17 protein-coding genes and 1 tRNA gene are annotated in these 20,489 nt (G+C 71.5%); 10 read left to right on the top strand and 8 right to left on the bottom strand.

What is annotated here, in order from left to right; genetic code table 11:
- The first annotated feature begins 104 nt into the window (after positions 1 to 104).
- The 8 genes from AB0D99_RS08800 (at position 105) to AB0D99_RS08765 (ending at position 10,383) form a co-directional block, all read left to right on the top strand.
- Positions 105 to 1,961: a M20/M25/M40 family metallo-hydrolase gene (locus AB0D99_RS08800; protein WP_362358295.1), complete on the top strand. Its 1,857-nt coding sequence runs from the start codon at positions 105 to 107 to the stop codon at positions 1,959 to 1,961.
- 8 nt (positions 1,962 to 1,969) lie between these two features.
- The gene (gene cysC / locus AB0D99_RS08795) at positions 1,970 to 2,587 is read left to right on the top strand and encodes an adenylyl-sulfate kinase (protein ID WP_362358383.1); all 618 of its coding nucleotides are present in this window, start codon (positions 1,970 to 1,972) and stop codon (positions 2,585 to 2,587) included.
- Entirely contained in the window at positions 2,584 to 3,543 is a 960-nt protein-coding gene (gene cysD, locus AB0D99_RS08790) for a sulfate adenylyltransferase subunit CysD (protein ID WP_362358294.1), read from the top strand. Before cysC ends, cysD begins: the two co-directional genes overlap by 4 nt.
- 89 nt (positions 3,544 to 3,632) lie before the next feature.
- Positions 3,633 to 4,901 carry a GTP-binding protein gene (locus AB0D99_RS08785; protein WP_362358382.1) on the top strand — a complete coding sequence of 423 codons (1,269 nt, stop codon included), beginning with the start codon at positions 3,633 to 3,635 and terminating at the stop codon, positions 4,899 to 4,901.
- Between the two features lie 122 nt (positions 4,902 to 5,023).
- On the top strand, positions 5,024 to 5,164 hold the full coding sequence (locus AB0D99_RS08780; protein WP_362358293.1) for a hypothetical protein: 141 nt from the start codon (positions 5,024 to 5,026) through the stop codon (positions 5,162 to 5,164).
- A gap of 62 nt (positions 5,165 to 5,226) precedes the next feature.
- On the top strand, positions 5,227 to 7,500 hold the full coding sequence (locus tag AB0D99_RS08775) for a TOMM precursor leader peptide-binding protein (RefSeq protein WP_362358292.1): 2,274 nt from the start codon (positions 5,227 to 5,229) through the stop codon (positions 7,498 to 7,500).
- 33 nt (positions 7,501 to 7,533) lie between these two features.
- Entirely contained in the window at positions 7,534 to 9,102 is a 1,569-nt protein-coding gene (locus AB0D99_RS08770; protein ID WP_362358291.1) for a SagB family peptide dehydrogenase, read from the top strand.
- Between the two features lie 120 nt (positions 9,103 to 9,222).
- A complete protein-coding gene (locus tag AB0D99_RS08765; RefSeq protein ID WP_362358290.1) occupies positions 9,223 to 10,383 on the top strand; it encodes a histidine kinase in 1,161 nt (386 codons plus the stop codon).
- Between the two features lie 136 nt (positions 10,384 to 10,519).
- Here the strand turns inward: AB0D99_RS08765 and AB0D99_RS08760 are convergent, their stop codons facing one another.
- The 6 genes from AB0D99_RS08760 to AB0D99_RS08735 all read right to left on the bottom strand — a co-directional run bounded on the left by AB0D99_RS08760 (position 10,520) and on the right by AB0D99_RS08735 (position 16,500).
- Entirely contained in the window at positions 10,520 to 11,125 is a 606-nt protein-coding gene (locus AB0D99_RS08760) for a response regulator transcription factor (RefSeq protein ID WP_362358289.1), read from the bottom strand.
- Positions 11,126 to 11,235: 110 nt separating this feature from the next.
- Positions 11,236 to 11,940, bottom strand: coding sequence for a 4'-phosphopantetheinyl transferase superfamily protein (locus tag AB0D99_RS08755; RefSeq protein WP_362358288.1), 705 nt, complete (start codon positions 11,938 to 11,940; stop codon positions 11,236 to 11,238).
- Complete coding sequence (locus AB0D99_RS08750; protein ID WP_362358287.1) at positions 11,937 to 12,527, bottom strand: YdeI/OmpD-associated family protein; 591 nt, start codon at positions 12,525 to 12,527, stop codon at positions 11,937 to 11,939. The genes AB0D99_RS08755 and AB0D99_RS08750 overlap by 4 nt, the downstream gene beginning before the upstream one ends.
- Entirely contained in the window at positions 12,524 to 14,416 is a 1,893-nt protein-coding gene (locus AB0D99_RS08745) for an NAD(P)-binding domain-containing protein (protein WP_362358286.1), read from the bottom strand. Before AB0D99_RS08745 ends, AB0D99_RS08750 begins: the two co-directional genes overlap by 4 nt.
- A gap of 21 nt (positions 14,417 to 14,437) precedes the next feature.
- The gene (locus AB0D99_RS08740; RefSeq protein ID WP_362358285.1) at positions 14,438 to 14,914 is read right to left on the bottom strand and encodes an SRPBCC family protein; all 477 of its coding nucleotides are present in this window, start codon (positions 14,912 to 14,914) and stop codon (positions 14,438 to 14,440) included.
- Entirely contained in the window at positions 14,911 to 16,500 is a 1,590-nt protein-coding gene (locus tag AB0D99_RS08735; RefSeq protein WP_362358284.1) for an aldehyde dehydrogenase, read from the bottom strand. Before AB0D99_RS08735 ends, AB0D99_RS08740 begins: the two co-directional genes overlap by 4 nt.
- A gap of 427 nt (positions 16,501 to 16,927) precedes the next feature.
- Here AB0D99_RS08735 and AB0D99_RS08730 point away from each other — a divergent pair, with 427 nt between their 5' ends.
- The gene (locus AB0D99_RS08730) at positions 16,928 to 17,977 is read left to right on the top strand and encodes a hypothetical protein (RefSeq protein ID WP_362358283.1); all 1,050 of its coding nucleotides are present in this window, start codon (positions 16,928 to 16,930) and stop codon (positions 17,975 to 17,977) included.
- A gap of 35 nt (positions 17,978 to 18,012) precedes the next feature.
- Here the strand turns inward: AB0D99_RS08730 and AB0D99_RS08725 are convergent, their stop codons facing one another.
- Both AB0D99_RS08725 and AB0D99_RS08720 read right to left on the bottom strand, forming a co-directional pair.
- Positions 18,013 to 18,243 carry a hypothetical protein gene (locus AB0D99_RS08725; RefSeq protein WP_362358282.1) on the bottom strand — a complete coding sequence of 77 codons (231 nt, stop codon included), beginning with the start codon at positions 18,241 to 18,243 and terminating at the stop codon, positions 18,013 to 18,015.
- A 1,086-nt stretch (positions 18,244 to 19,329) separates the two neighbouring features.
- Positions 19,330 to 19,401, bottom strand: a tRNA-Arg gene (locus AB0D99_RS08720).
- A 169-nt stretch (positions 19,402 to 19,570) separates the two neighbouring features.
- On the opposite strand from AB0D99_RS08720, the gene AB0D99_RS08715 reads away from it, so the two are divergent.
- Complete coding sequence (locus AB0D99_RS08715; RefSeq protein ID WP_362358381.1) at positions 19,571 to 20,035, top strand: response regulator; 465 nt, start codon at positions 19,571 to 19,573, stop codon at positions 20,033 to 20,035.
- Positions 20,036 to 20,489 lie beyond the last annotated feature (454 nt).

Raw genomic sequence — 20,489 nt, 5'->3', positions numbered from 1 at the left:
CCCCCTCGCGACCGGGGCGGCCCGGCTCGCCCTCCGCGACCCGGGCGGCCCGCTCGCCCACCCCAGGACCGTCCGCCCTCCCAACAGCCGAAGGAGTTCCGTACATGCCAGCCCTCGGGGAAGTCGCCAGCTCACGCGAGGCCGCGCTCTACGTGGTCAAGCTGGGCAGTGCCACGCTGCTCCACACACAGGTCTTCGACGAACTGCTCGAACTCAACCGGCGCGGCGCGCGCCTGCTCGTCATCGCCGGGGGAGCGGCCGGCATCCGGGAGCACTACCGGCGCACCGGCCGCGAGATCCGCACCCTGCTCTCCCGCACCGGCGACGAGATCCGCTACTGCCCGCCGGAGGAGATGCGGCACATCGTCGCCGCGTACGAGGAGGTCACCCTGCCGCTGGTGGAGGAGGAGCTGACCCGGCGCGGACTCTCCGTCTTCGCGGCGGTCGCCCGCACCGGGGCCCTCGTCAAGGCCACCGCCAACGGCCCGCTGCGCGTACAGGAGGACGGCAGGACCCGGGTGATCCGCGACCACCGCGCGGGCACCGTCAGCTCCGTGGACGTCCCCAGGCTGAACGGCCTGCTCGCCACCTTCGACGTGGTCTGCCTCTCCCCGCCGGTCGCCGACGCCGACGGCGGTACGGCGCTCAACGTGGACGCCGACGTGCTCGCCGCCGAGGCCGCGCTCGCCCTGGACGCCGACCATCTGCGGCTGGTCACCGGCACCGCCGGTCTCCTCACCGACCCGGCCGACCCCACCAGCAGCCTGCGCCACCTCACCGAGGGCGAGGGCCGGCGCTACGCGAAGGGCCGGATGCGGCAGAAGGTCAGGGCCGCCGAGATCGCCCTCAAGGGCACCTCCGACACCGCCATCACCGGGCCGCACACCCTCTCCGCGGCCGGTGCCACCTGGTTCTGGCGGGCCCCCGCCCCGGCCCCCGACCTCGATCTGCTCGCCCGGACGGTGGAGCTGTCCTCCGTCTCGCGCGACGAGCGGGAGATCGCCGAGTTCCTCGCCGAGTGGTGCGCGGAGCGCGGCATCAAGGCCGAGGTCGACGCCGCGAACAACCTGGTCGCCACCAAGGGAGCGGGCCCCCGGCGGCTGCTGATGCTCGGTCACCTGGACACCGTCCCGCACCGCTGGCCCGTCCGCTGGGACGGCGAGGTGCTGTCCGGGCGCGGCTCCGTCGACGCCAAGGGCAGCCTGGTGTCGTACCTCCAGACCCTGGCCGACTTCGACCCGCCCGAGGGGGTCGAGGTGCGCGTGGTCGGCGCCGTCGAGGAGGAGATCACCGGCGCGGGCGCCTTCCACGTCCGCGACGCCTACCCGGCCGACGCGGTGATCGTGGGCGAGCCCAGCGGCGCCGAGGCCCTCACCCTCGGCTACTACGGCCTGGTCAAGGTCCGGTACGGCGTCGAGGAACCCACCGGGCACACGGCCGGCGAGGGCGTCCGCACGGCGGGCGACCGGATGGTCGAGGTGCTCGCCAAGGTCCCGGGGACCGTGGCCGGACTGCACCCGGACGCGCTCACCGCCGTGCTCGGCGTACGGGCCCTCAACCAGGGCGACGCCCAGGTCGGCGAGGCCGTCGTGGACGTCCGCGTACCGCCGGGTCTCGACGTGCGGACGACCGTGGACGCGCTGTGCGCGCTCGCGACCGCCCCGGTCCGGATCGACGTGCTGCGGGCCACCCCCGGAGTGAGCACCGGGCGGACCAGTCCGCTGGTCAAGGCGTTCCAGCGGGCCTTCAGGGCGGAGGAGATCACTCCTCGGTACCTGATGAAGAAGGGCAGCAGCGACATGAACACGCTCGCCACCACCTGGCACGGCGTCCCCATGGTCGCCTACGGCCCGGGCGACGCGAAGCTCGACCACACCCCCGACGAACACCTGCACGCGGACGAGTTCCGGCGGGCCCAGCGCCTGCTGGCCGCCGCGGTCCGAGAATGGAGCTTGCTGTGACCGTCCTGATGGCCGCCCCCGGGCACGACCGCGCGGCCCCCGTCGTCCACTGCACCTGCTACCCCGGCTCGACCCTCTGGCTGACCGGACTGCCCAGCGCCGGCAAGACCACCCTCGCCTACGCCACCGCCGAGGTGCTGCGCGCACGCGGCAGACGCGTCGAGGTCCTCGACGGCGACGAGCTGCGCCGGACCTTCTCGGCCGGCCTCGGCTTCTCCCGCGCGGACCGGATCGACAACGTGGAGCGCATCGGCCGGATGGCCCAGGTGCTCGCCCGCAACGGCGTGACCGTCCTGGTCCCCGTGATCGCCCCCTACGCCGAGTCCCGCGACACGGTGCGCTCCTGGCACCGGGAGAGCGGCACCGACTTCCTGGAGGTCCACGTCGCCGCCCCGCTGTCGGTCTGCGCCCGACGGGACGTCAAGGGTCTGTACGCCCGGCAGGCGGCCGGCGAGATCAGCGGCCTGACCGGTGTGGACGACCCGTACGAGGAGCCGGCCGCACCCGACCTGAGGATCGCCTCGCACACCCAGAGCGTCGCCGAGTCCGCCCAGGAGCTGCTCGATCTGCTCACCCGGCGGGGCCTCCTCGCCGACGCGGAAGAGAAGGAGAGGAGTGCCGCATGACCGCCACGACCGTCACCACGTACGCCGCCCCGTCGCTGCCCGACGTCCGGACCGGGGACGCCTTCGGGCTCTCCCACCTCGACGCGGTCGAGTCCGAGGCCGTCCACATCTTCCGTGAGGTGGCGGGCGAGTTCGAGCGGCCGGTGATCCTCTTCTCCGGCGGCAAGGACTCGATCGTCATGCTCCACCTGGCGCTCAAGGCGTTCGCGCCGGCGCCGCTGCCCTTCTCCCTGCTGCACGTCGACACCGGGCACAACTTCCCCGAGGTCCTCGCCTACCGCGACCGCGTCGTCGCCGAGCACGGCCTGCGGCTGCACGTCGCCCGGGTGCAGGACTTCATCGACGACGGCCGGCTGCGCGAGCGCCCGGACGGCACCCGTAACCCGCTGCAGACCGTCCCGCTGCTCGACGCCATCGCCACCGGCCGTTACGACGCGGTGTTCGGCGGCGGCCGACGCGACGAGGAGAAGGCCCGCGCCAAGGAGCGGGTGTTCTCGCTCCGCGACGAGTTCGGCGCCTGGGACCCCCGCCGACAGCGCCCCGAGCTGTGGTCGCTGTACAACGGCCGTCACGCCCCCGGCGAGCACGTCCGGGTCTTCCCGCTCTCCAACTGGACCGAACTCGACGTCTGGCAGTACATCCAGCGCGAGAACATCGCCCTGCCGGAGATCTACTACGCCCACCACCGCGAGGTCTTCGCCCGCGACGGCATGTGGCTGGCCCCCGGCGACTGGGGCGGCCCGCGCGCCGACGAGCACCTGGAGACCCGGCTCGTCCGCTACCGCACGGTCGGTGACATGTCCTGCACCGGAGCCGTGGAGTCCACCGCCGCCACCGTCGAGTCCGTGATCACCGAGATCGCCGCCTCCCGGCTCACCGAACGCGGCGCGACCCGCGCCGACGACAAGCTCTCGGAAGCCGCCATGGAAGACCGCAAACGCGAAGGGTACTTCTAGCCGTGAACCTCACCGAAGCGCCGAACACCGCCCCGTACCCGACCGGTTCGCCCTCCGCCGACCAGCGCGCCGCCGACCCGCAGCGCGCCGTGGACACCCTGCGGTTCGCCACCGCCGGCTCCGTCGACGACGGCAAGTCCACCCTGGTGGGACGCCTCCTGCACGACTCCAAGTCGGTCCTCGCCGACCAGTTGGAGGCCGTCGAGGCCGCCTCCCTCAAGCGCGGCCAGGAGGCACCCGACCTGGCACTGCTCACCGACGGCCTGCGCGCCGAGCGCGAGCAGGGCATCACCATCGACGTGGCCTACCGCTACTTCGCCACCGCCCGCCGCCGGTTCATCCTCGCCGACACCCCCGGCCACGTGCAGTACACCCGCAACATGGTCACCGGCGCCTCCACCGCCGACCTCGCCCTCGTCCTCGTCGACGCCCGCAACGGAGTCGTCGAGCAGACCCGCCGCCACCTCGCCGTCGCCGCCCTGCTCCGGATCCGCCACGTCACCCTCGTGGTCAACAAGATGGACCTGGTGGACTGCTCGGAGGAGGTGTTCGCCCGCACCGCCGCCGCGTTCTCCGAGTGCGCCGCCGCCCTCGGCGTCGAGCGGGTGACCGCCATCCCGATCTCGGCACTGGCCGGCGACAACGTCGTACGCCCCTCGGAGCGCATGGACTGGTACGCGGGGCCGACCGTGCTCGAACACCTGGAGTCGGTGCCGGTGGGCGCCGATCCCCGCACCGAGGCGGCCCGGCTGCCCGTCCAGTACGTCATCCGGCCCAACACCGCCGCGCACCGCGACTACCGCGGCTACGCGGGACAGATCACCTCCGGCGTGCTGCGGGTCGGCGACCGCGTCACCGCCCTGCCCTCCGGCGCGGTCAGCACCGTCGCGGCCATCGACACCCTGGACGGCACGGTCACCGACACCGCCTGGGCGCCCCAGTCCGTGACGGTCCGGCTGACCGACGACCTCGACATCGCCCGGGGCGACCTGCTGGCCCCGGCCGCCGCCGCGCCCCGTCCCGTCCGGCTGCTGACCGCCACCGTCTGCCACCTGGGCGAGCAGCCGCTCCACGCCGGCCGGCAGGTCCTGCTGCGGCACACCACCCGCACCGTACGGGCCGTCGTCGTGGACATCACCTCGCGGCTCGACCTCCAGGACCTCTCCGAACGCCCGGGGCCCGACACCCTCGGCGTCAACGACATCGGCCGGATCGTCGTCCGCACCGCCGAACCGCTCGCCCTGGACGACTACGCGGACTTCCGGCGCACCGGCTCGTTCCTGCTCATCGACCCCGCCGACGGCAGCACCCTCACCGCCGCGATGGCCGACGGGGCGACCCCCGCGGAAGGGGTGTGACGCCATCGCGAGATGACCATGAGAACTTCATGTCGGCCCGGTGACACAGGCACTGTCGGCCCTTCCCGGCGGCCAGCAGACTCTTCCCCGTCAGCAGGTCACCGACTCCAGGAAGGGCCGACATGAACCTCACCGTCGCCACCGCCGTCACCGCCACCCCGGTCACCGAGGACCTGGTCATCGAGGACTTCGGCGCCATGGCCGCCGAGCAGTACCAGCCCGGTACGTGCATCTGCTGGATGGGCGACTCGGTCGCGGAGTAACCGCCCGCACCTCAGCCGCGCACAACCGACCGCAGGCCGCACACCAGACAGGGGGAAACACGGTGGCACACCGCCAGGGCACCACGACCGGACTCGGGTTCAAGCCTCATCTCAAGGCCGAAGTCGTCCCCGGGGAAGGCGTGTTCCTCATATCCGAGCGTGGCGTGACCGCGCTGCGAGGATCCTGCGTCACCGCTCTCGCCCCGCTGCTCGACGGCACCCGCACCCTCGACCGGCTGATCGCCGACGCCGCCGGCTCCCTCCCCGCCGACCAGGTGCGCCAGGTCGTCACCCGCCTCCTCGGCTCCGGACTGCTCGCCCACCGGGCACAGGACACGACCACCAGCGGCTCCGGCGAGGCGTTCTGGGAACTGGCCGGAGTGGACGGCGGCGAAGCCGCCCGCCGCACCGGCAGCGCGGCCGTCGCCGGACTCGGCCGCGGCACGGAGGACGGCGCCGGCACCGAGGAACTGCTCGCCGCACTCGCCTCGGCCGGCCTGCGCATCCACCGCACCGACACGGACACCGAACCCCCCGGTCTCGCCGTCGTCCTCTGCGACAGCTACCTCGACCCCGCGCTCGCCGAGCTCGACGCGGGCTTCCGCGCCACCGGCACCCCCTGGCTGCCCGTCCGGCTGACCGGCGAACAGCCCTGGATCGGGCCGGTCTTCCAGCCGGACGACGGACCGTGCTGGCACTGCCTGGCGGAACCCCTGCGCCGCAACCGCCCCGCCGAGACCTATCTCGGCCAGGCCCTCGGACGCCCCGTCAGCGTGCCGCCCTCCGGTCTCGCCGCGGGCCGTGCCGTCGGACTCCACCTGGCCTGCCTCGAAGCGGTCAAGTGGATGGCCGGACACCGCCACTCCGGTCAGAACGCCCTGTGGACCATGGACACCCTGACCCTGGCCGGCCGCCACCACCCCGTCCGCCGCCGCCCCCAGTGCCCTTCCTGCGGCGACCCCGAGCTGACCGCCCGCCGGATCTGGTCACCGGTCCGGCCGGTCAGCCGCCCCAAGTCCGGCACCGGCACGGGCGAGCGGTCCCTCACCCCCGAGGAGATGCTGGAGACCTACGGCCACCTGGTGGACGACCTGACCGGCGTGGTCAAGGAGGTGCGCCGGGACCGGCGCGACCCCGGATTCCTCAACTGCTTCCACTCCGGCCACAACCCGGCCACCTCGCCCACCGGACTCGCCGCGGTCCGCGCCGGACTGCGCAGCCACAGCTCCGGCAAGGGCACCACCCCGCTGCAGGCCCGGGTCAGCGCCCTCTGCGAGGCCGTCGAACGCCACAGCGGCTACCGGCAGGGTGACGAACCCACCCTCCGCGCCACCTACCGCGAGGTCGCCGACCGCGCCGTCCACCCCGACGCCGTCCAGCTGTTCCACTCCCGCCAGTTCACCGACCGGGCCGCCTGGAACGCCGAACACGGCCCCGCGCACCGGATCGTCGCCCCCTTCGACGAGGACACCCCGGTCGACTGGACCCCCGTCTGGTCCCTCACCGAGGACCGCCACCGGCTGCTGCCGACCTCGATGCTCTACTACGACGCGCCCTGCCCCACCGGCTTCTTCTCCGCCCACTCCAACGGCACGGCGGCCGGCAGCTCCCGCGAGGACGCCATCGTCCAGGGCTTCCTGGAACTCGTCGAACGCGACGCCGTGGCCCTGTGGTGGTACAACCGCACCCACCAGCCCGGCGTGGACCTCGGCTCCTTCGCGGACCCCTGGATCGAGCAGACCCGGGCCGCCCACACCGACCTCGACCGCGAGCTCTGGGTCCTCGACCTCACCAGCGACCTCGGCATCCCCGTCTTCGCCGCGCTCTCCCGGCGCACCGACAAACCCGCCGAGGACATCACCCTCGGGTTCGGCGCCCACTTCGACCCGCGCGTGGCGCTGCGAAGAGCCGTGGCGGAGGTCAACCAGATGCTGCCGCCCGTCGTCAACGTGACAGCGGACGGGACCGGTTACACCTGCGACGACTCCGCCGCGCTGAACTGGTGGCGATCCGCCACCACCGCGAACCAGCCCTACCTGCTCCCGTCGGGACCGGACCGGACGCCCGCCGACTTCCCGTACACACCGCGCGCCGACCTGGCGCAGGACGTGGCCGCGGCCGCGGAGCTCGCCCGCGGCCTCGGCAGCGAGCTCCTCGTCCTCGACCAGACGCGGGCCGACATCGGGCTCCCGGTCGTCCGGGTGATCGTGCCCGGCCTGCGCCCCTTCTGGACCCGCTTCGCCCCCGGCCGGCTGTACGACGTCCCGGTACGCCTGGGCCGGCTCGCCACCCCCACCCGGTACGAGGACCTCAACCCGGTCCCCCTGTTCCTGTAACACCCGTCGCGCGCCATCCGTGAGGTCCCGGCCATGAAGTCATCCGCCCCACCCGCCCCGCGGGAATCCCGACTGATCGAACTGTGGTCGCTCCGCGAGGACACCACGGTGGAGACTGCGGCGGACGATCCCGGCACCGGCCTCGTCAGCACCCGCTGGGACGAGATCCGGCTGCCCTTCACCGACCCGGTGATCTCGCGCGCCCTGGAACGCATGACGTACGGCCCGGTGTCCCTGGACAACGTCCTCCCCGGCTTCAGCGACACCGGGTCCCACCCCGGCGACCCGCGCCGCGCGGCGCTCCGGGCCACCCTCGACTCGGTGCGGCACGCGGTGATCCGCACGCTCGCCCTGTCCGACGGCACCGAGCAGCTGGCGGTCGTCCCCATCGTCCGCGAGGCCCGCTTCGCCCCCGGCAGGCCGCCGCTGGACGCCGTCCACCGGCTCTCCCGGTTCGCCGCCCTGCGCGTCGGCAGCCGCGACATGATCCTCGAATCACCGCTCAGCGCCCACCGGGTGCTGCTGCACACCCCCCAGGCGATGTGGCTGGTCAGCTGCTACGTACGCCCCACGTCGGTGCGCGACACGGCCCGGCTCCTCGACGTCCCGGTGGACGTGGTGCGCACCGCCGTCGGCTATCTGGAGGCGACCGGGATGCTCGTGCCCGGGACGCCCCGGGGAAGCGCCGACGACCTCGCCACCGCGGCGCAGGGCGGCGAGGCGCACACCGTCACCTTCGCCGAGGACGGGGACCCCGCACTGGAGCACTGGTCGCCGCGCGAGCTGATGCTGCACAACCGCAGCAGACCCGGTCTCCACGACGAACCGCTCGGCCTCGACGTCAAGGACGGCGCGACCGCGCGGGAACACCCGGCCCCCGGCGGCGCGCCCCTGACGCTCCCGGTGCCCGACCTCGACCTGGTGCTCGCCCGGGACCCCCGTCTGACCACCGTGCTCGAAGCCCGCCGCTCGGTCCGCCCGGACGGCGGACTTCCGCTGTCCCTGTCCCAGCTGGGGGAGTTGCTCTACCGCTCCGCCCGGGCCCGGCCGGCCGACGGGCGCCCGTACCCGAGCGCCGGCTCCGTCTACCCGCTGGAGCTGTACGTCACCGTCGCGGGCTCCACCGAACTCCCGCGCGGGGCCTACCACTACGACCCGGCGGGCCACACCCTGTTCCCGCTCGGCACCGAGCCGATCCTGGTGGACGCCCTGCTCGGCGAGGCCGGAGCCCACGCGGGGCTGAGCGAGGAGCCGCCCGTACTGATCAGCATGACGGCCCGCTTCCGCCGTATGAGCACCGCCTACCCCGGCAGCGCGTACAGCATGCTCCTCAAGGAGGTGGGGGCGCTGCAGCAGACGCTGTACCTCGTCTCCACGGCCATGGGGATCGGGCCGTGCGCCCTGGCGTTCGGCGACACCGCGACCTCGGCGCGGGCCTTCGGGCTCGACTGGCGCGCCGAGTCGGGAGTCGGCGAATTCGTCCTGGCCGCACTGCCGACCGGGAGCCGTTCGGCGGCCGATGTCGCGGAACACCAAGTTCCGGACGGATCAGGTGGCTTGACCGCGAGAGGTTCCCGACCGGAGATACCTCCCAGTCCGTAACCTACTCGGCCTATGCTGCACACCCCGTGCGAAAACGCAGTCGAGTAGGGAGCCCCTGTGCGATGGTCCCGCACCGCAGATTCAGACGCTCACACCCACCGGGCCACCGAGGGAGGTGACTTGGCGCCGCGCGTCGCCGGCACCATCACCGTCGTCGTCATCCTCTGCTTCTTCGCCGTCGCGCTGACCTACGCGATCGGCGGGGGATTCGGAGGCGCGGAACTCGCCCTGTGCGGGGTCCTCATGCTGATGCTCCTCTTCCTCCAGCTCAGCCACTCCTTCCCGGACTGGATACCGGCGGCCGCCCGCCACCGCCGGTGGACCTTAGCGCTCCAGGCGGTGCTCACCTTCGCCCCGTTCACCCTGTTCGGCGCCGCCTGGCTGGGCATGCCCGGCTTCCTCGCCGCTTCCTCGCTGCTCGTCCTCAGGGCGGCCCTGAGCTGGACCGTCTTCGCCGTCGTCATCGTCGCGACCGGCGTCGTCCAGTTCGCCGTGGGCTACGGCGTGAGCCAGCTGGCGTACAACACCATCGCCACGGTCCTCACCGGCCTGGTCGTCCACGGACTCAGCCGGCTCTCCGGCCTGATCCGGGAGGTGCAGGCGGCCCGTGAGGAACTGATCCGGCTCGCCGTGACACAGGAACGACTCCGCTTCGCCCGCGATCTGCACGACCTGCTCGGCTTCAGCCTCTCCACCATCACGCTCAAGTGCGAACTCGCCCACCGGCTCGTACGGGTCGCGCCGGAGCGCGCCGAGATGGAGATCACCGAGATCGTCCAGACCGCGCGCCAGGCGCTCACCGACGTCCGCTCCGTGGCCAGCAGCTACGTCCAGATGAGCCTGAGCCGCGAGGTCGGCTCCGCGGCCTCCCTGCTGCGCGCCGTCGGCATCCGCACCGACATCCGGGTCACCGACGAGCCCCTGGAAAGCTCCGTGGACACCGTCCTCGCGACCGTACTGCGCGAAGGCGTCACCAACCTGCTGCGCCACAGCAAGGCCCAGAACTGCGTGATCGAGGCGAGGGTCGACGACGGAACCGCCCGCCTGCGCATCGCCAACGACGGCCTGCGCGACCGGGACTCCGCCCACTGCCCCGACAGCGAGGGCGTCACCGGAGGCGTCGGCCTGCGCAGCCTCACGATCCGCGCCGAGGCCGTCGGCGGGCGGCTCACCAGCGGGGTCCGGGACGACGGCTGGTTCGAACTCACCGTGGAACTCCCCGCCCCGGCACCTGGACCCGGCGCGGAATCCCCCGACCACGCGGTGGCGGACACCCCCTGAGCCCCGGAGACCCGGGGGACCCCGGGCGACGGACGCCGCGCCCTGTCCGGCCCTCACCCGCCGGGCACGCCCCGAGGCACCTCCCGCGGACCGGGCCGCGAACGATCACGGACCGGTCCGCGGGACACGCCCCCGCTCACAGCCAGCCGGCGTCCCTCGCGATCCGCACGGCGTCCATCCGGTTCCGCGCGTTGAGCTTGGTCACCACCGTGGTCAGATAGTTGCGCACCGTCCCCGCGGACAGGAACAGCTTCCGCGCGATCTCCGGCGCGTCGAGCCCCTGCGCGGCCAGCCGCAGCACCTCGCTCTCCCGCGCGCTCAACGGACTCCCCCCGGCCGTCAACGTCGCGAGCGCCAACTGCGGGTCCACGACCTGCTCCCCGGCGACCACCTGGTGGATCGCCGCCGCGAGCCGCGTCGGGTCGGCGTCCTTGAGCAGGAATCCGGACACCTTCGCCTCCAGCGCCCGACGCAGGTTCCCCGGCCTGCCGAGACTGGTGAGAATGATCGTCCTGCACTCCGGGAGCTCCCGGCTCAGCAGCTCCGCCGCCCTGATGCCGTCGATCCCCGGCATGTCGATGTCCAGCACCGCCACGTCGGGCCGGGTCTCCAGCGCCACCGGAAGCACCCGGTCCCCGTTGTCGGCCTCTCCCACCACTTCGATGCCGTCCTCCAGCTCCAGCAGCGAGACCAGGGCCCGCCGGAGCATCAGCATGTCGTCCGCGAGCATGACTCTGATCACTGTTGTCCCCCCTCACGAACCCCCCCTTGGGGCCCGTTCGCGAGGTGAATCGTAGTGCGGTAGAGGCGATTTGGCGGATAATCGTCACCGGACTCCGCAATCCGCGCTGGTCAGAGCTCCGGCGAGAGAGCGACCGCCGCGGCATGATCGTCCGGGGTGGCCACATCCCGTACGGTCCAGCCGTCGGGGCCCGCGGCCGGCGTGACACCCGTACCGACGTAGTCCAGCGCGGGGGAGCGGCCGAGCCCCGTACCGATGCCCTTGAGGTACGCCTCCTTGCGCGCCCACGCCCGGGTGAAGGCCGACGGGCGCGACTCCTCGTCGAGCACCGCCAACTCGGCCTGCTCGTCCGGATGCAGGACGGCCGCCGTCTCCGCGATCGCCTCCGGCGTCGGCACACGCTCCACGTCCACACCGAGCGGCACCGGAGCGAGGCCGAGCAGCACCATCGACCCGCCGTGCGAGAGCGAGAAGTGCGCCCCGCCCCCCTCGACCACGGGCCGGCCGTGCGGTCCGCCGCAGCACGGGCACACCGCCCGCCCCAGCCGGACCGCCTCCGGCGCGAGACCGAGCCGTTCGCCGAGCAGCACCCGCAAGGCCACATGGGCCACGAGATAGCTCCGCCGGTCCGCCTCACGCCGCAGCGACTCCGCGCGCCGCTTCTCCCCGGCGTCCAGCACCCGAGGAGCGAGCCGCCCCGCCCAGTCAGCCCAGACATCCGCCTCGGCCAGCCACAACGTCGTCTCCGACGCCCGCTGCACGGGCAGGGCGGACGGCGGCGCGAGGAGCGGCGACGGGGACCGGGGCGGGATCACGGCTGCCTCCGGGGCCCGTGCGGGGGATCGCCGGCCTCCAGCCGCTCGACGTACCCCGCGATCCTGCGCGCCCGCGTCTCCGCCTTCACCGCCTTCTCCACGTTGAGCAGGATCTGGTACCGACCGCTCCTGCTCAGCGCCTCGTAGGCGGTCGCCGCCCCCGGAGAGGCGTCGAGCGCGGCCCGCAGATCGGGCGGCATCTCCGCCGTGCTCTGCGGGGCGTACGCGGCGGCCCAGCGGCCGTCGGCCTTCGCCAGCTCGATCTGGGCGAACCCCGCCGGCCGCATCCGGCCGGCGGCGATCAGCTTCTCGACCTTGGCGCAGTTGATCTTCGACCAGGGGCTGCGGCGCTTACGGGGCGAGAAGCGCTGCGCCCACCAGCCGTCCGGCACGTTCCCGGAGAAGGCCTTGCCGTCGATCCAGCCGTAGCAGAGCGCGACGTCCAGGGCCTCGGACCGGGAGACGGAGGCGACCGGAGTGCCCTTCTTCGGCAGCGCGAGCCAGACCTCGTCGGCCGCCTCGTGATGCCTCTCCATCCAGGCGGCGAACTCCTCGACGGTCGAGCAGCGCAGATTGTCGTCCGTCATGCCGCCGTGTCCACCTCCACCGTCTCCGAGACGCGCGCACCGGAGCGCGCGGTGTCCGGCACGCTGCTCAGCGGCCGGCCCTGCTGCTCGGCGGCGGCCTTGACCCGCTCCAGAGTCATCCGCATCCCCTCACGCAGCTCCTCCGTGTGGTTCTCGTAGCCGCCGAGCATCGAGTTGGCGAAGGACGCGGTCCGCTTGCGCTGCCCGGTGCTCTGTCCCGAGACGTCCCACACCTCGGTGACCAGTGTGCCTCCCTGGCCGTCCCGTTCGAGACGGTACCCCCAGCGCACCCCGTTGGTCGTGGTGTGGAAGGCGAAGGACCTGCCCCGCTCCCACTGCTCGACGGTGTTGGAGGTGATCCAGGCGACCCACCCGCGGCGGTTGACGCCGATGAACTTCGCCCCCACCCCGCGCTTGTCGCCGCGCCAGCGGCAACGGCGGCACTCCGGGCTCCACTCGCCCATCCGCGTCACATCGCTGATCAGGTCCCACACCACCTCGGGAGACGCGTCGATCCGGATCGACACCTCCTCCGGACGGTAGTCGGCCGCGAGCGTCGCACCGGCCTTCCTCGCCAGCTTGGCACCCCGGCGCCGTACCCCCCGCAGCTCGGCGAGGTACGGGTAGTGGTCCACCTGCATGGTGTGCCGCTTGGACGTGATGTACCGCTTGGCGAGCTTCTCCTTGTACCGGGTGATCTCCTTGCGCATCGCGGACAGGGACGGCAGCGCCGCCCTCCCCTGGAGCAGGTCGGCGATCCAGTGCGACTGGGCCTCGGCCAGCACCGTCGTCGCTCCCAGCGGCTGGAAGAGACCGACGAAGTACAGCCCGGGGTGCTGCGGGTCCACCACCCGGTGGAAGAGCGAGACGTCGTTGTCCGTCGGCGCGATCACCGACTCGTCCAGGAACGGGAAGCTGACCTTGTAACCGGTGCTGTAGATGACCGCGTCGACGACCTCGCTGCTGCCGTCGGTGAAGTGCACCGTGTCGCCGTCGAAGTGCGAGATGTTCGGCTTGACCGAGAGGCCGCCGTGGCCGAGCCGGGGGAGCAGGGACTCCGAGACGGTCGGGTGGGAATTGAACAGCTTGTGACCCGGCTTCGGCAGTCCGAAGTCGGTGACCTTGCCGATCGTCATCCGCAGCAGGAGGGCCATGACCCAGCGCTGGGTCTCGCGCGGCATCACCCGGGTGATGAACGGGCTGATCATGTCGTCGCCGGGCTTGCCGAACATGAACTTCGGGAAGACGTAACCACCGGTCCGGATCGACAGGAACGTGCGCTCGGAGACGGTGGAGGTCTCCACCGCGATGTCGGAGGCCGAGTTGCCGAAGCCCAGCACCAGCACCCGCTTGCCGGCGTACTCGTCGGGGACCTTGTAGTAGTGCGAGTGGATCTGGGTCCCGGTGAAGGTGTCCGCGCCGGGGAAGCCCGGCTCGGGGTCGCGCGGGTCCCAGTGATGGCCGTTGGCCACGACCACGGAGCCGTAGTGCCGGGTCGTCTCGGCCCCGGTGTCACGGTCCCGCGCGGTCACGGTCCAGCCGCCGCCCTCCGCGGGCTCCACATGGGTCACCGACGTACGGAAGGCGATCGACTCGCGGAAGCCGAAGTGGTCGACGTAGTCGTCCAGGTACTGCGCGATCTGGACGTGGTCGGGGTAGTGCGGATAGTCCTTCGGCATCGGGTACGCGCGGTACTCGGACAGCTTCTTGGACGTGTTGATGTGCAGCGACCGGTAGCCGGAGGACATGCCGTTGTCGTTGAGATAGCGCCAGTTGCCGCCGACCTTCGAGCCGGCTTCGTAGCAGTCGAACGCGATCCCACGCGCATGCAGGACCTGGCAGGCGGCGAGACCCGACCAGCCGGCTCCGATGATGCAGACCTTCTCCATGGGGGTGCTTCTCCTTGTGTGTCAGGACAGGTGGTGGCCGCCGGCGGTGACCCGGGCGGGCCCCGCGACGGCGGAGATGACCTGGTGGGCGCTGCGGAGCAGCACATGTCCGACGGCCGAGTCGATCGCGCCCGCGAGATGGGGGACGCTCGTGCTGTAGCCGACCTCGAAGACGACCTCGCTGCCACCGGGGACGTCGGTACTGGTCCAGGCCCCCTCCAGATGCTGGAAGTCCCCGCTGACCTGCTCGAACTCGATCCGGTACGGCCCCTCGCCCGTCGGGGCGCCCTCGTCGGTCCGCACGACGGGCCGGGTGCGCTGCACCCAACGCGCCACACCGCCGCGGAAGGCGAGCACCCACTCCTGGTCCCCGTCGGCGGTGGGCGCGACGGAGACGATGTCCTCGGCGTACGAGGGGAACGCCGAACCGTCCGCGAGGCGTTCGATGACCTCGGCGGCCGAGGCGGAGACCGTGGCCTTCAGTACACGGGTCGTCATGACGCGTCCTCCTTGTCCGCCGACGGGCGCAGCACGCTCACGGCCTGGTAGCGGGTGGTGCGCAGCATCGGGTGGCTCGCCTCGCCGAAGGCACCGCCGGTGAGACCGGGGCCGCCCTGGTTGGGAAGGAAGGGGAGGAAGCCGCTGTGCGAGTCGTTGATCTTCAGATTGCCGGCGTTGGTGACCCCGTCCAGGAAGCGCTCGATCGTCGAGAAGCTGGAGGACCAGACGGAGTTGCGCAGCCCGTACGCGTTGCTGTTGACGAACTCCAGCACCTGCTCCAGGAGTTCGTCGTCGGAGGCGACGGGCTCGGGCACGATGACCGGCAGCAGCGGGAAGAAGGTCTCGTCACGGACGACCGAGAGCGACCTGGCCCCCTGCAGCCCCTCCACACGCACGATGCTCGGCTCGACGAAGAAGCCGGTGCGCGACTCCGACCCGTCGACCTCCAGCCGGCGCCCGCCGTGCACGAGCTTCGCCCCCTTGGCGAGCGCCTCGGCCAGGCAGCCGAAGAACCAGTCCACCCCGAGAACGGGGGTGAGGACCACGCCCGGCTCGTCCGGATACCCCGGCTGGATGTCCTTGGTGGCCGCGACGAGCCGCTCGACGAGCTCGTCGGCGATCGCCGGATGGGCGACGACCTGGTTGGGGACGTTGCAGATCTGGCCGGAATTCAGGAAGAACTGGGTGATGGTCTCCACCGCGGCGTCCAGGTCGGCGTCGTGCCAGACCACGCAGCAGTCGTTCCCCGCGAGTTCCAGGATCGGCTTCTTGCCCGCGGCGATCGCGTCCGCCTCGAACTCCAGCCCCTTCTTGCTGCCGCCGAAATAGAGCACGTCGTCGACGTGCTCGCTGGCGAGCCAGGTCTCCAGCATGGGAGCCCCGCAGAACGCGTTGACCGTCCCGGCCGGTGCGCCCACCTCCTCCAGCACGGGCGCCACGACCTCTCTCATCGCGTACATGCAACTCAGCGCGACGCCACGCGGCGCCCGCACCACCACGGTGTTGCCGGCGATGAGGGCGGTGAGCCCGTTCAGCGCGTTCACCGTCGCCGCGTTCTGCGGCGGATTGATGCACACGACGCCGTCGGGAATTCGCCGCAGAATCATCTCCCGCTCGCCGTCGACGCGCCGGAACTCCAACTGCTCGGCACACCATTCGAGCGTTTCCCTGCTCCAACTGGTGAACGGAATTCCGGTGATCATTCCCTCGGCCGCGTCCCGGGGAGTCCCTTCGGCGACCAGAATCTCGACAAGCGGCTCCCGGTGCTCCAGCAGACGCTCTCCGATCCGCCGCCCCACCTCCAGACGTGTCTCGATCGGCACCCGCCGCCACTCGTCGGCGGCCTTGGCGGCCGACTCCAGCGCCAGCGCGGCCATGCCCTCGTCAGCGACGACACAGGCGCCGACGACGCGCTCCCCCGCCGCATCCGGACCGACGATTCCCCGATCGAGATCGCGCTTGAGACGCAGACTGGGGAAGGTGTCCTCGATGAGGGAACGGGCGGTAATGGTGTGTACGAACTGCGGATTGTCGCCGGTGATGTCCTGGCCACCGATGTAGGCCGGATATACGCCGAACTTCATTTCGCCCCCTTCGGTCAGTCCGAATACGGCTGACGTTTGTCCCCAAAGCTAGGGCGGCGAATCGACGCGAACAATGAGCCCACCATCAACCCTCCTTATGGAACCGATCCGGCCCCGCCCCCGGCACGCCACGACCATGACGCCCACGGCTCCCCGAGGTGCCGCGTCACGGACCGTCGGCCGTCTGCCGAGGGCCCGCCGTCGCGAGGCGGAACGGCCCGACGCCCTCACACCGGGCAGGAACACCGCCCACCCCGTCGCTCCGCATCGCCGGGTGACACGCGCGCGACCAGCCGGCCCAGAGGGGCGAGAACGAGACCCGCGGCCGGTTCGTACCCCTATCCGACGGGGCGGGTTCTCTTCACACTCAGGTGGGAGTGAGCGACACGTCCATGGGCTTGGTGCCGAGAGCGCTGGGGGAAAGCCGTTGGCCTACGTTCCGATCCTGAAGGGCAAGGCGGGGGAGTTCGCGGCCCTCGGGCACGTCACGCCGGAGGTGCGCTCGCACATCCGCCCCGTCATGGAGCTGGTCCCCGACCCGGACGTCCGGGATGTCCTGGAGACCTTCTGCGACCGTGCGATGGACGCGGTTCCGCAGGGCGCGGTCCTGAGCGTCGACTGCGGAGCCCTACCGACGGCGCGAGTGCTGGCGGGCGACGCCGGTGGCCCCATGGCCCGACTCAGCGAGTCCCTCGGCCTCCGCGGCGTGGCCATGTGCCCGGTCGTCCGGCACACGGACGAACGAGACGTCCTGGTGGAGGCGGCATGGGCGAGCGCCGAGCACCGGACTGGTGCCTGCCTCAGAGTCTCCGTTGCGCTCGACCCGCCCCGGCGTCTTCCCGACTACGACGAGATCCGGTGGCTCCTCACGGCTCTGCGCCTCGAACCGGAAGAGGTCGACCTCCTCATCGACGCCGGTCCGGTGGATTCGGAGACCGAAAGGGATCGACTCGCCGACCGCGCCGTCCGCGCCCTGGAAGCCCTCGCCCCATGGGGCTGGCGCCACGAGTGCATCGCCGCGGGCGCCTTCCCGGTCGACCTGACCGGCTTCCCGAGGGGCCGGGCGACGCCGGTGGCGCGGCGGGACGCGCAGCTGTGGCGACGGGTCCTGAACGGATGTCACGGGAGGGTCCCGGACTTCGGAGACTTCGGCGTGACGCATCCGCGGATGCCGGCACGGTCCCGGGGGACACCGGACCCCAACCTGCGGTACACGACGCCGGATGCCTGGCAGGTCTTCGTCTATCCGCGAGTCCGCGCCGGCAACGACGACTTCTTCGTCCTGAGCGCCGACCTGGTCGACTCCCCGCACTGGCCGACCACCGGCGCGGGAACGTCGTGGGGCGACGCCCGGCTGAAGGAGTGCGCGAGTCGCCGGAGATCCAGGGCCGGAGGCGGAACGGAGTGGCGGGCCTGGGCCACCTCGCACCACCTGGCAGTGGTGACCGCCGACCTGACCACGCGTGGAGGCCCCTGAGGCACGACACCACCCCGGCCCCCCAGCTCAATATGTCACTGGCCCAGGGTCAGCGACCACTTCACACCGAATGGTGCTTCGACATCGATGAACGCCTGCTCGCGGCGAGTGGTCAGGCTCAGCTGGTTGTACGTACTCAGCACCTTTTCCGCCGTACATTCCAGCGGGAAGCTCATTCCTGTCGGCGTGAGTGACACCGTCAAGGTGCCTTCACCTTGACAATTCACGAGAACGGACAGGTTCCCCGGATCGATGCCGTTCTCCAACTCATAGGTCTGACTGCCCCGTGAAGCCTGGATTTCGAGGAGCGGCTTCCCGTCGACAAGGATGGGCGCCTTCGTGACGCTCTCTGCGGGCCCGGCGGAAGGCGTCGGTGAGGATTTCGACGGACGGGAAGGAGAGACAGACGCAGTCGGATGGGCAGATGCGCCCTGGTCCGCGGTGCATCCTCCGACAGCGAGGGCGGCCATGGACGCCGCGATGAAGACCGATCCACGTCGTAGGTCTCGGCGGGGGCGAGTCATCAACTCTCCTTGAGCCGGCAGCCCACCTTCCAGGGGGGTGCAGCTGGTAGTGGACTTGGCTGTCGCCGGCATTCCGCCGTCGGAACCCCGTAGTAGCCGGTGGTCGTCCTCTGCGGGTGGGCCGCCGGCCGTCGCCGCCTCGACGAGCGTCAGGACTTCGCCAACCGTCGTATCGAGGTTCTCCTCCGCGAAGGCGCGTGAGCCGACCCAACACTGAGGCCCCAGGCGTGTCGTCTGGGGCCTTCTTTGTCTTGAGCCTAGCCGTGCCGGCGCCGGTGCTTCCTCACTTGCGCGGGCAGTTGCGCTTGTCATGCCCGCGATAGTCGCACACGCTGCACTTCCCGGCGTTGGGAGAGACATCGCACGACCGCCTGTCGTGCCCTCCCTCGCCACACCAAGAGCAAGTGCGGGTCCCGCTCGCGCTCATTCGTGTCCTCCGTGTCGTCTGTCGCTGACCGCCGTCGCGACGGAGTCTAAACGTTGCGAACGTTGCCAGTTGGCGTTTTGTCAGACGAAAAGCCCTATAGGGCGGGGGAGTTTGCCGCTGAGCGGTACCCGCCTGCCACATCGGCTCAGCCTGCGTTCCTCTCTCGCGCGGGAGGGCTCTTCGCGGCGCGCCGGCATCCATGGTCTCCCGCGCGCCGGGGCGGCCCGATGGCGCTGCTGGGCAGTCGCCATCGCCGTGACCTCACTCGCGGCGGTCCGTGCAGATCCCGTCCGCGCGCCCCGACACAGGGGCGGCTCAGGCGGCGAATGCCTGGGCATACGACAAGACCCCGTCCTCAGCGTCTTAGCTGGTGGCGGGGTCTTTAGGCACTTCCTGCGAAGTGCCCCCGGCAGGATTCGAACCTGCGCACACGGCTCCGGAGGCCGTTGCTCTATCCCCTGAGCTACGGGGGCGTCCGCCGTGTTCGGCGGCGACGGGTAGAACCCTACCAGCATCCGAGGAGTGCCTGTGAACAGGTATTTCCGTCGAGTCACCGACCCCTCGTTCCCCCTCACGGGTCGGAAGTGGGCAAAACCCGGACGCAGCCCCTCTCCGCGACCTACTCTCGTTCGTGTGTCAGGCGTGTCCGGTCGGGTGCTCGTTGTCGATGACAACCGGGTGATCCGGCAGTTGATCAGGGTCAATCTCGAACTCGAGGGGTTCGAGGTCGTGACCGCGGCCGATGGTGCCGAGTGTCTGGATGTCGTGCATCAGGTATGTCCTGATGTGGTCACTCTCGACGTCGTCATGCCCCGGTTGGACGGGTTGCGTACCGCCGAGAAGCTGCGGTCCGATCCGCGGACCAGTCATGTCCCCGTCGCCATCGTCAGTGCTTGTACGCAGCACGAGATGGACAGCGGTGTCGCGGCCGGTATCGACGCGTTCCTCGCCAAGCCCTTCGAGCCCGCCGAGCTCGTCCGCGTCGTGCGGCAGCTCATGCACCGGGAGCGCGGCGAGCGGCGCGACGGACAGGAGGGGCCTTCTGCCGTCGATGTCGACGGCAGACAGGGGGCCGGGCGTGCCGGCACTCCCAGCGGGTCCCACTAGCGCGTGATTCTCGTACGTGCGTGACTCTCGTACGCACGTGATCCTTACCTACGCGCGTGAGTCTCCACCCACGCGCGTGATCCCCGTGCGCCCGCCACGCCCCGTACAGAGCGTGTGATCGGTCCGGGCGGCTCCTGCTGCGCGCGACCCCGCACCGCGCGACCCCGGACCGCGCGCGTCCCCGCACCACGCGTCCCGCACCACGCGTCCCGCACCGCGCGTCCCCGCACCGCGCAACCCCGCGCCACGCGTCCCGCGCCACGCGTCCCGCGCCGCGGCGGTCATCCTCCATGCGTGGCCGTCAGCGCGTCGCGGCATGGGCCGGGCTCGGTGATCAGCGTCGGGTCACTCCCGCGCCCCCTGCCGCCGCGTCCATCCCGCGCGCGCCTCTCCGCCCCCTGCTGCCGGTCCATCCCGTGCGCGCCTCTTCGCCCCCTGCCCGCATAGCGAAACC

Source organism: Streptomyces sp. NPDC047971, assembly GCF_040653355.1.
Lineage (GTDB): Bacteria > Actinomycetota > Actinomycetes > Streptomycetales > Streptomycetaceae > Streptomyces.
Note: the sequence above shows the minus strand (reverse complement) of the source record. Positions and strands in the feature narration are given on the sequence as shown.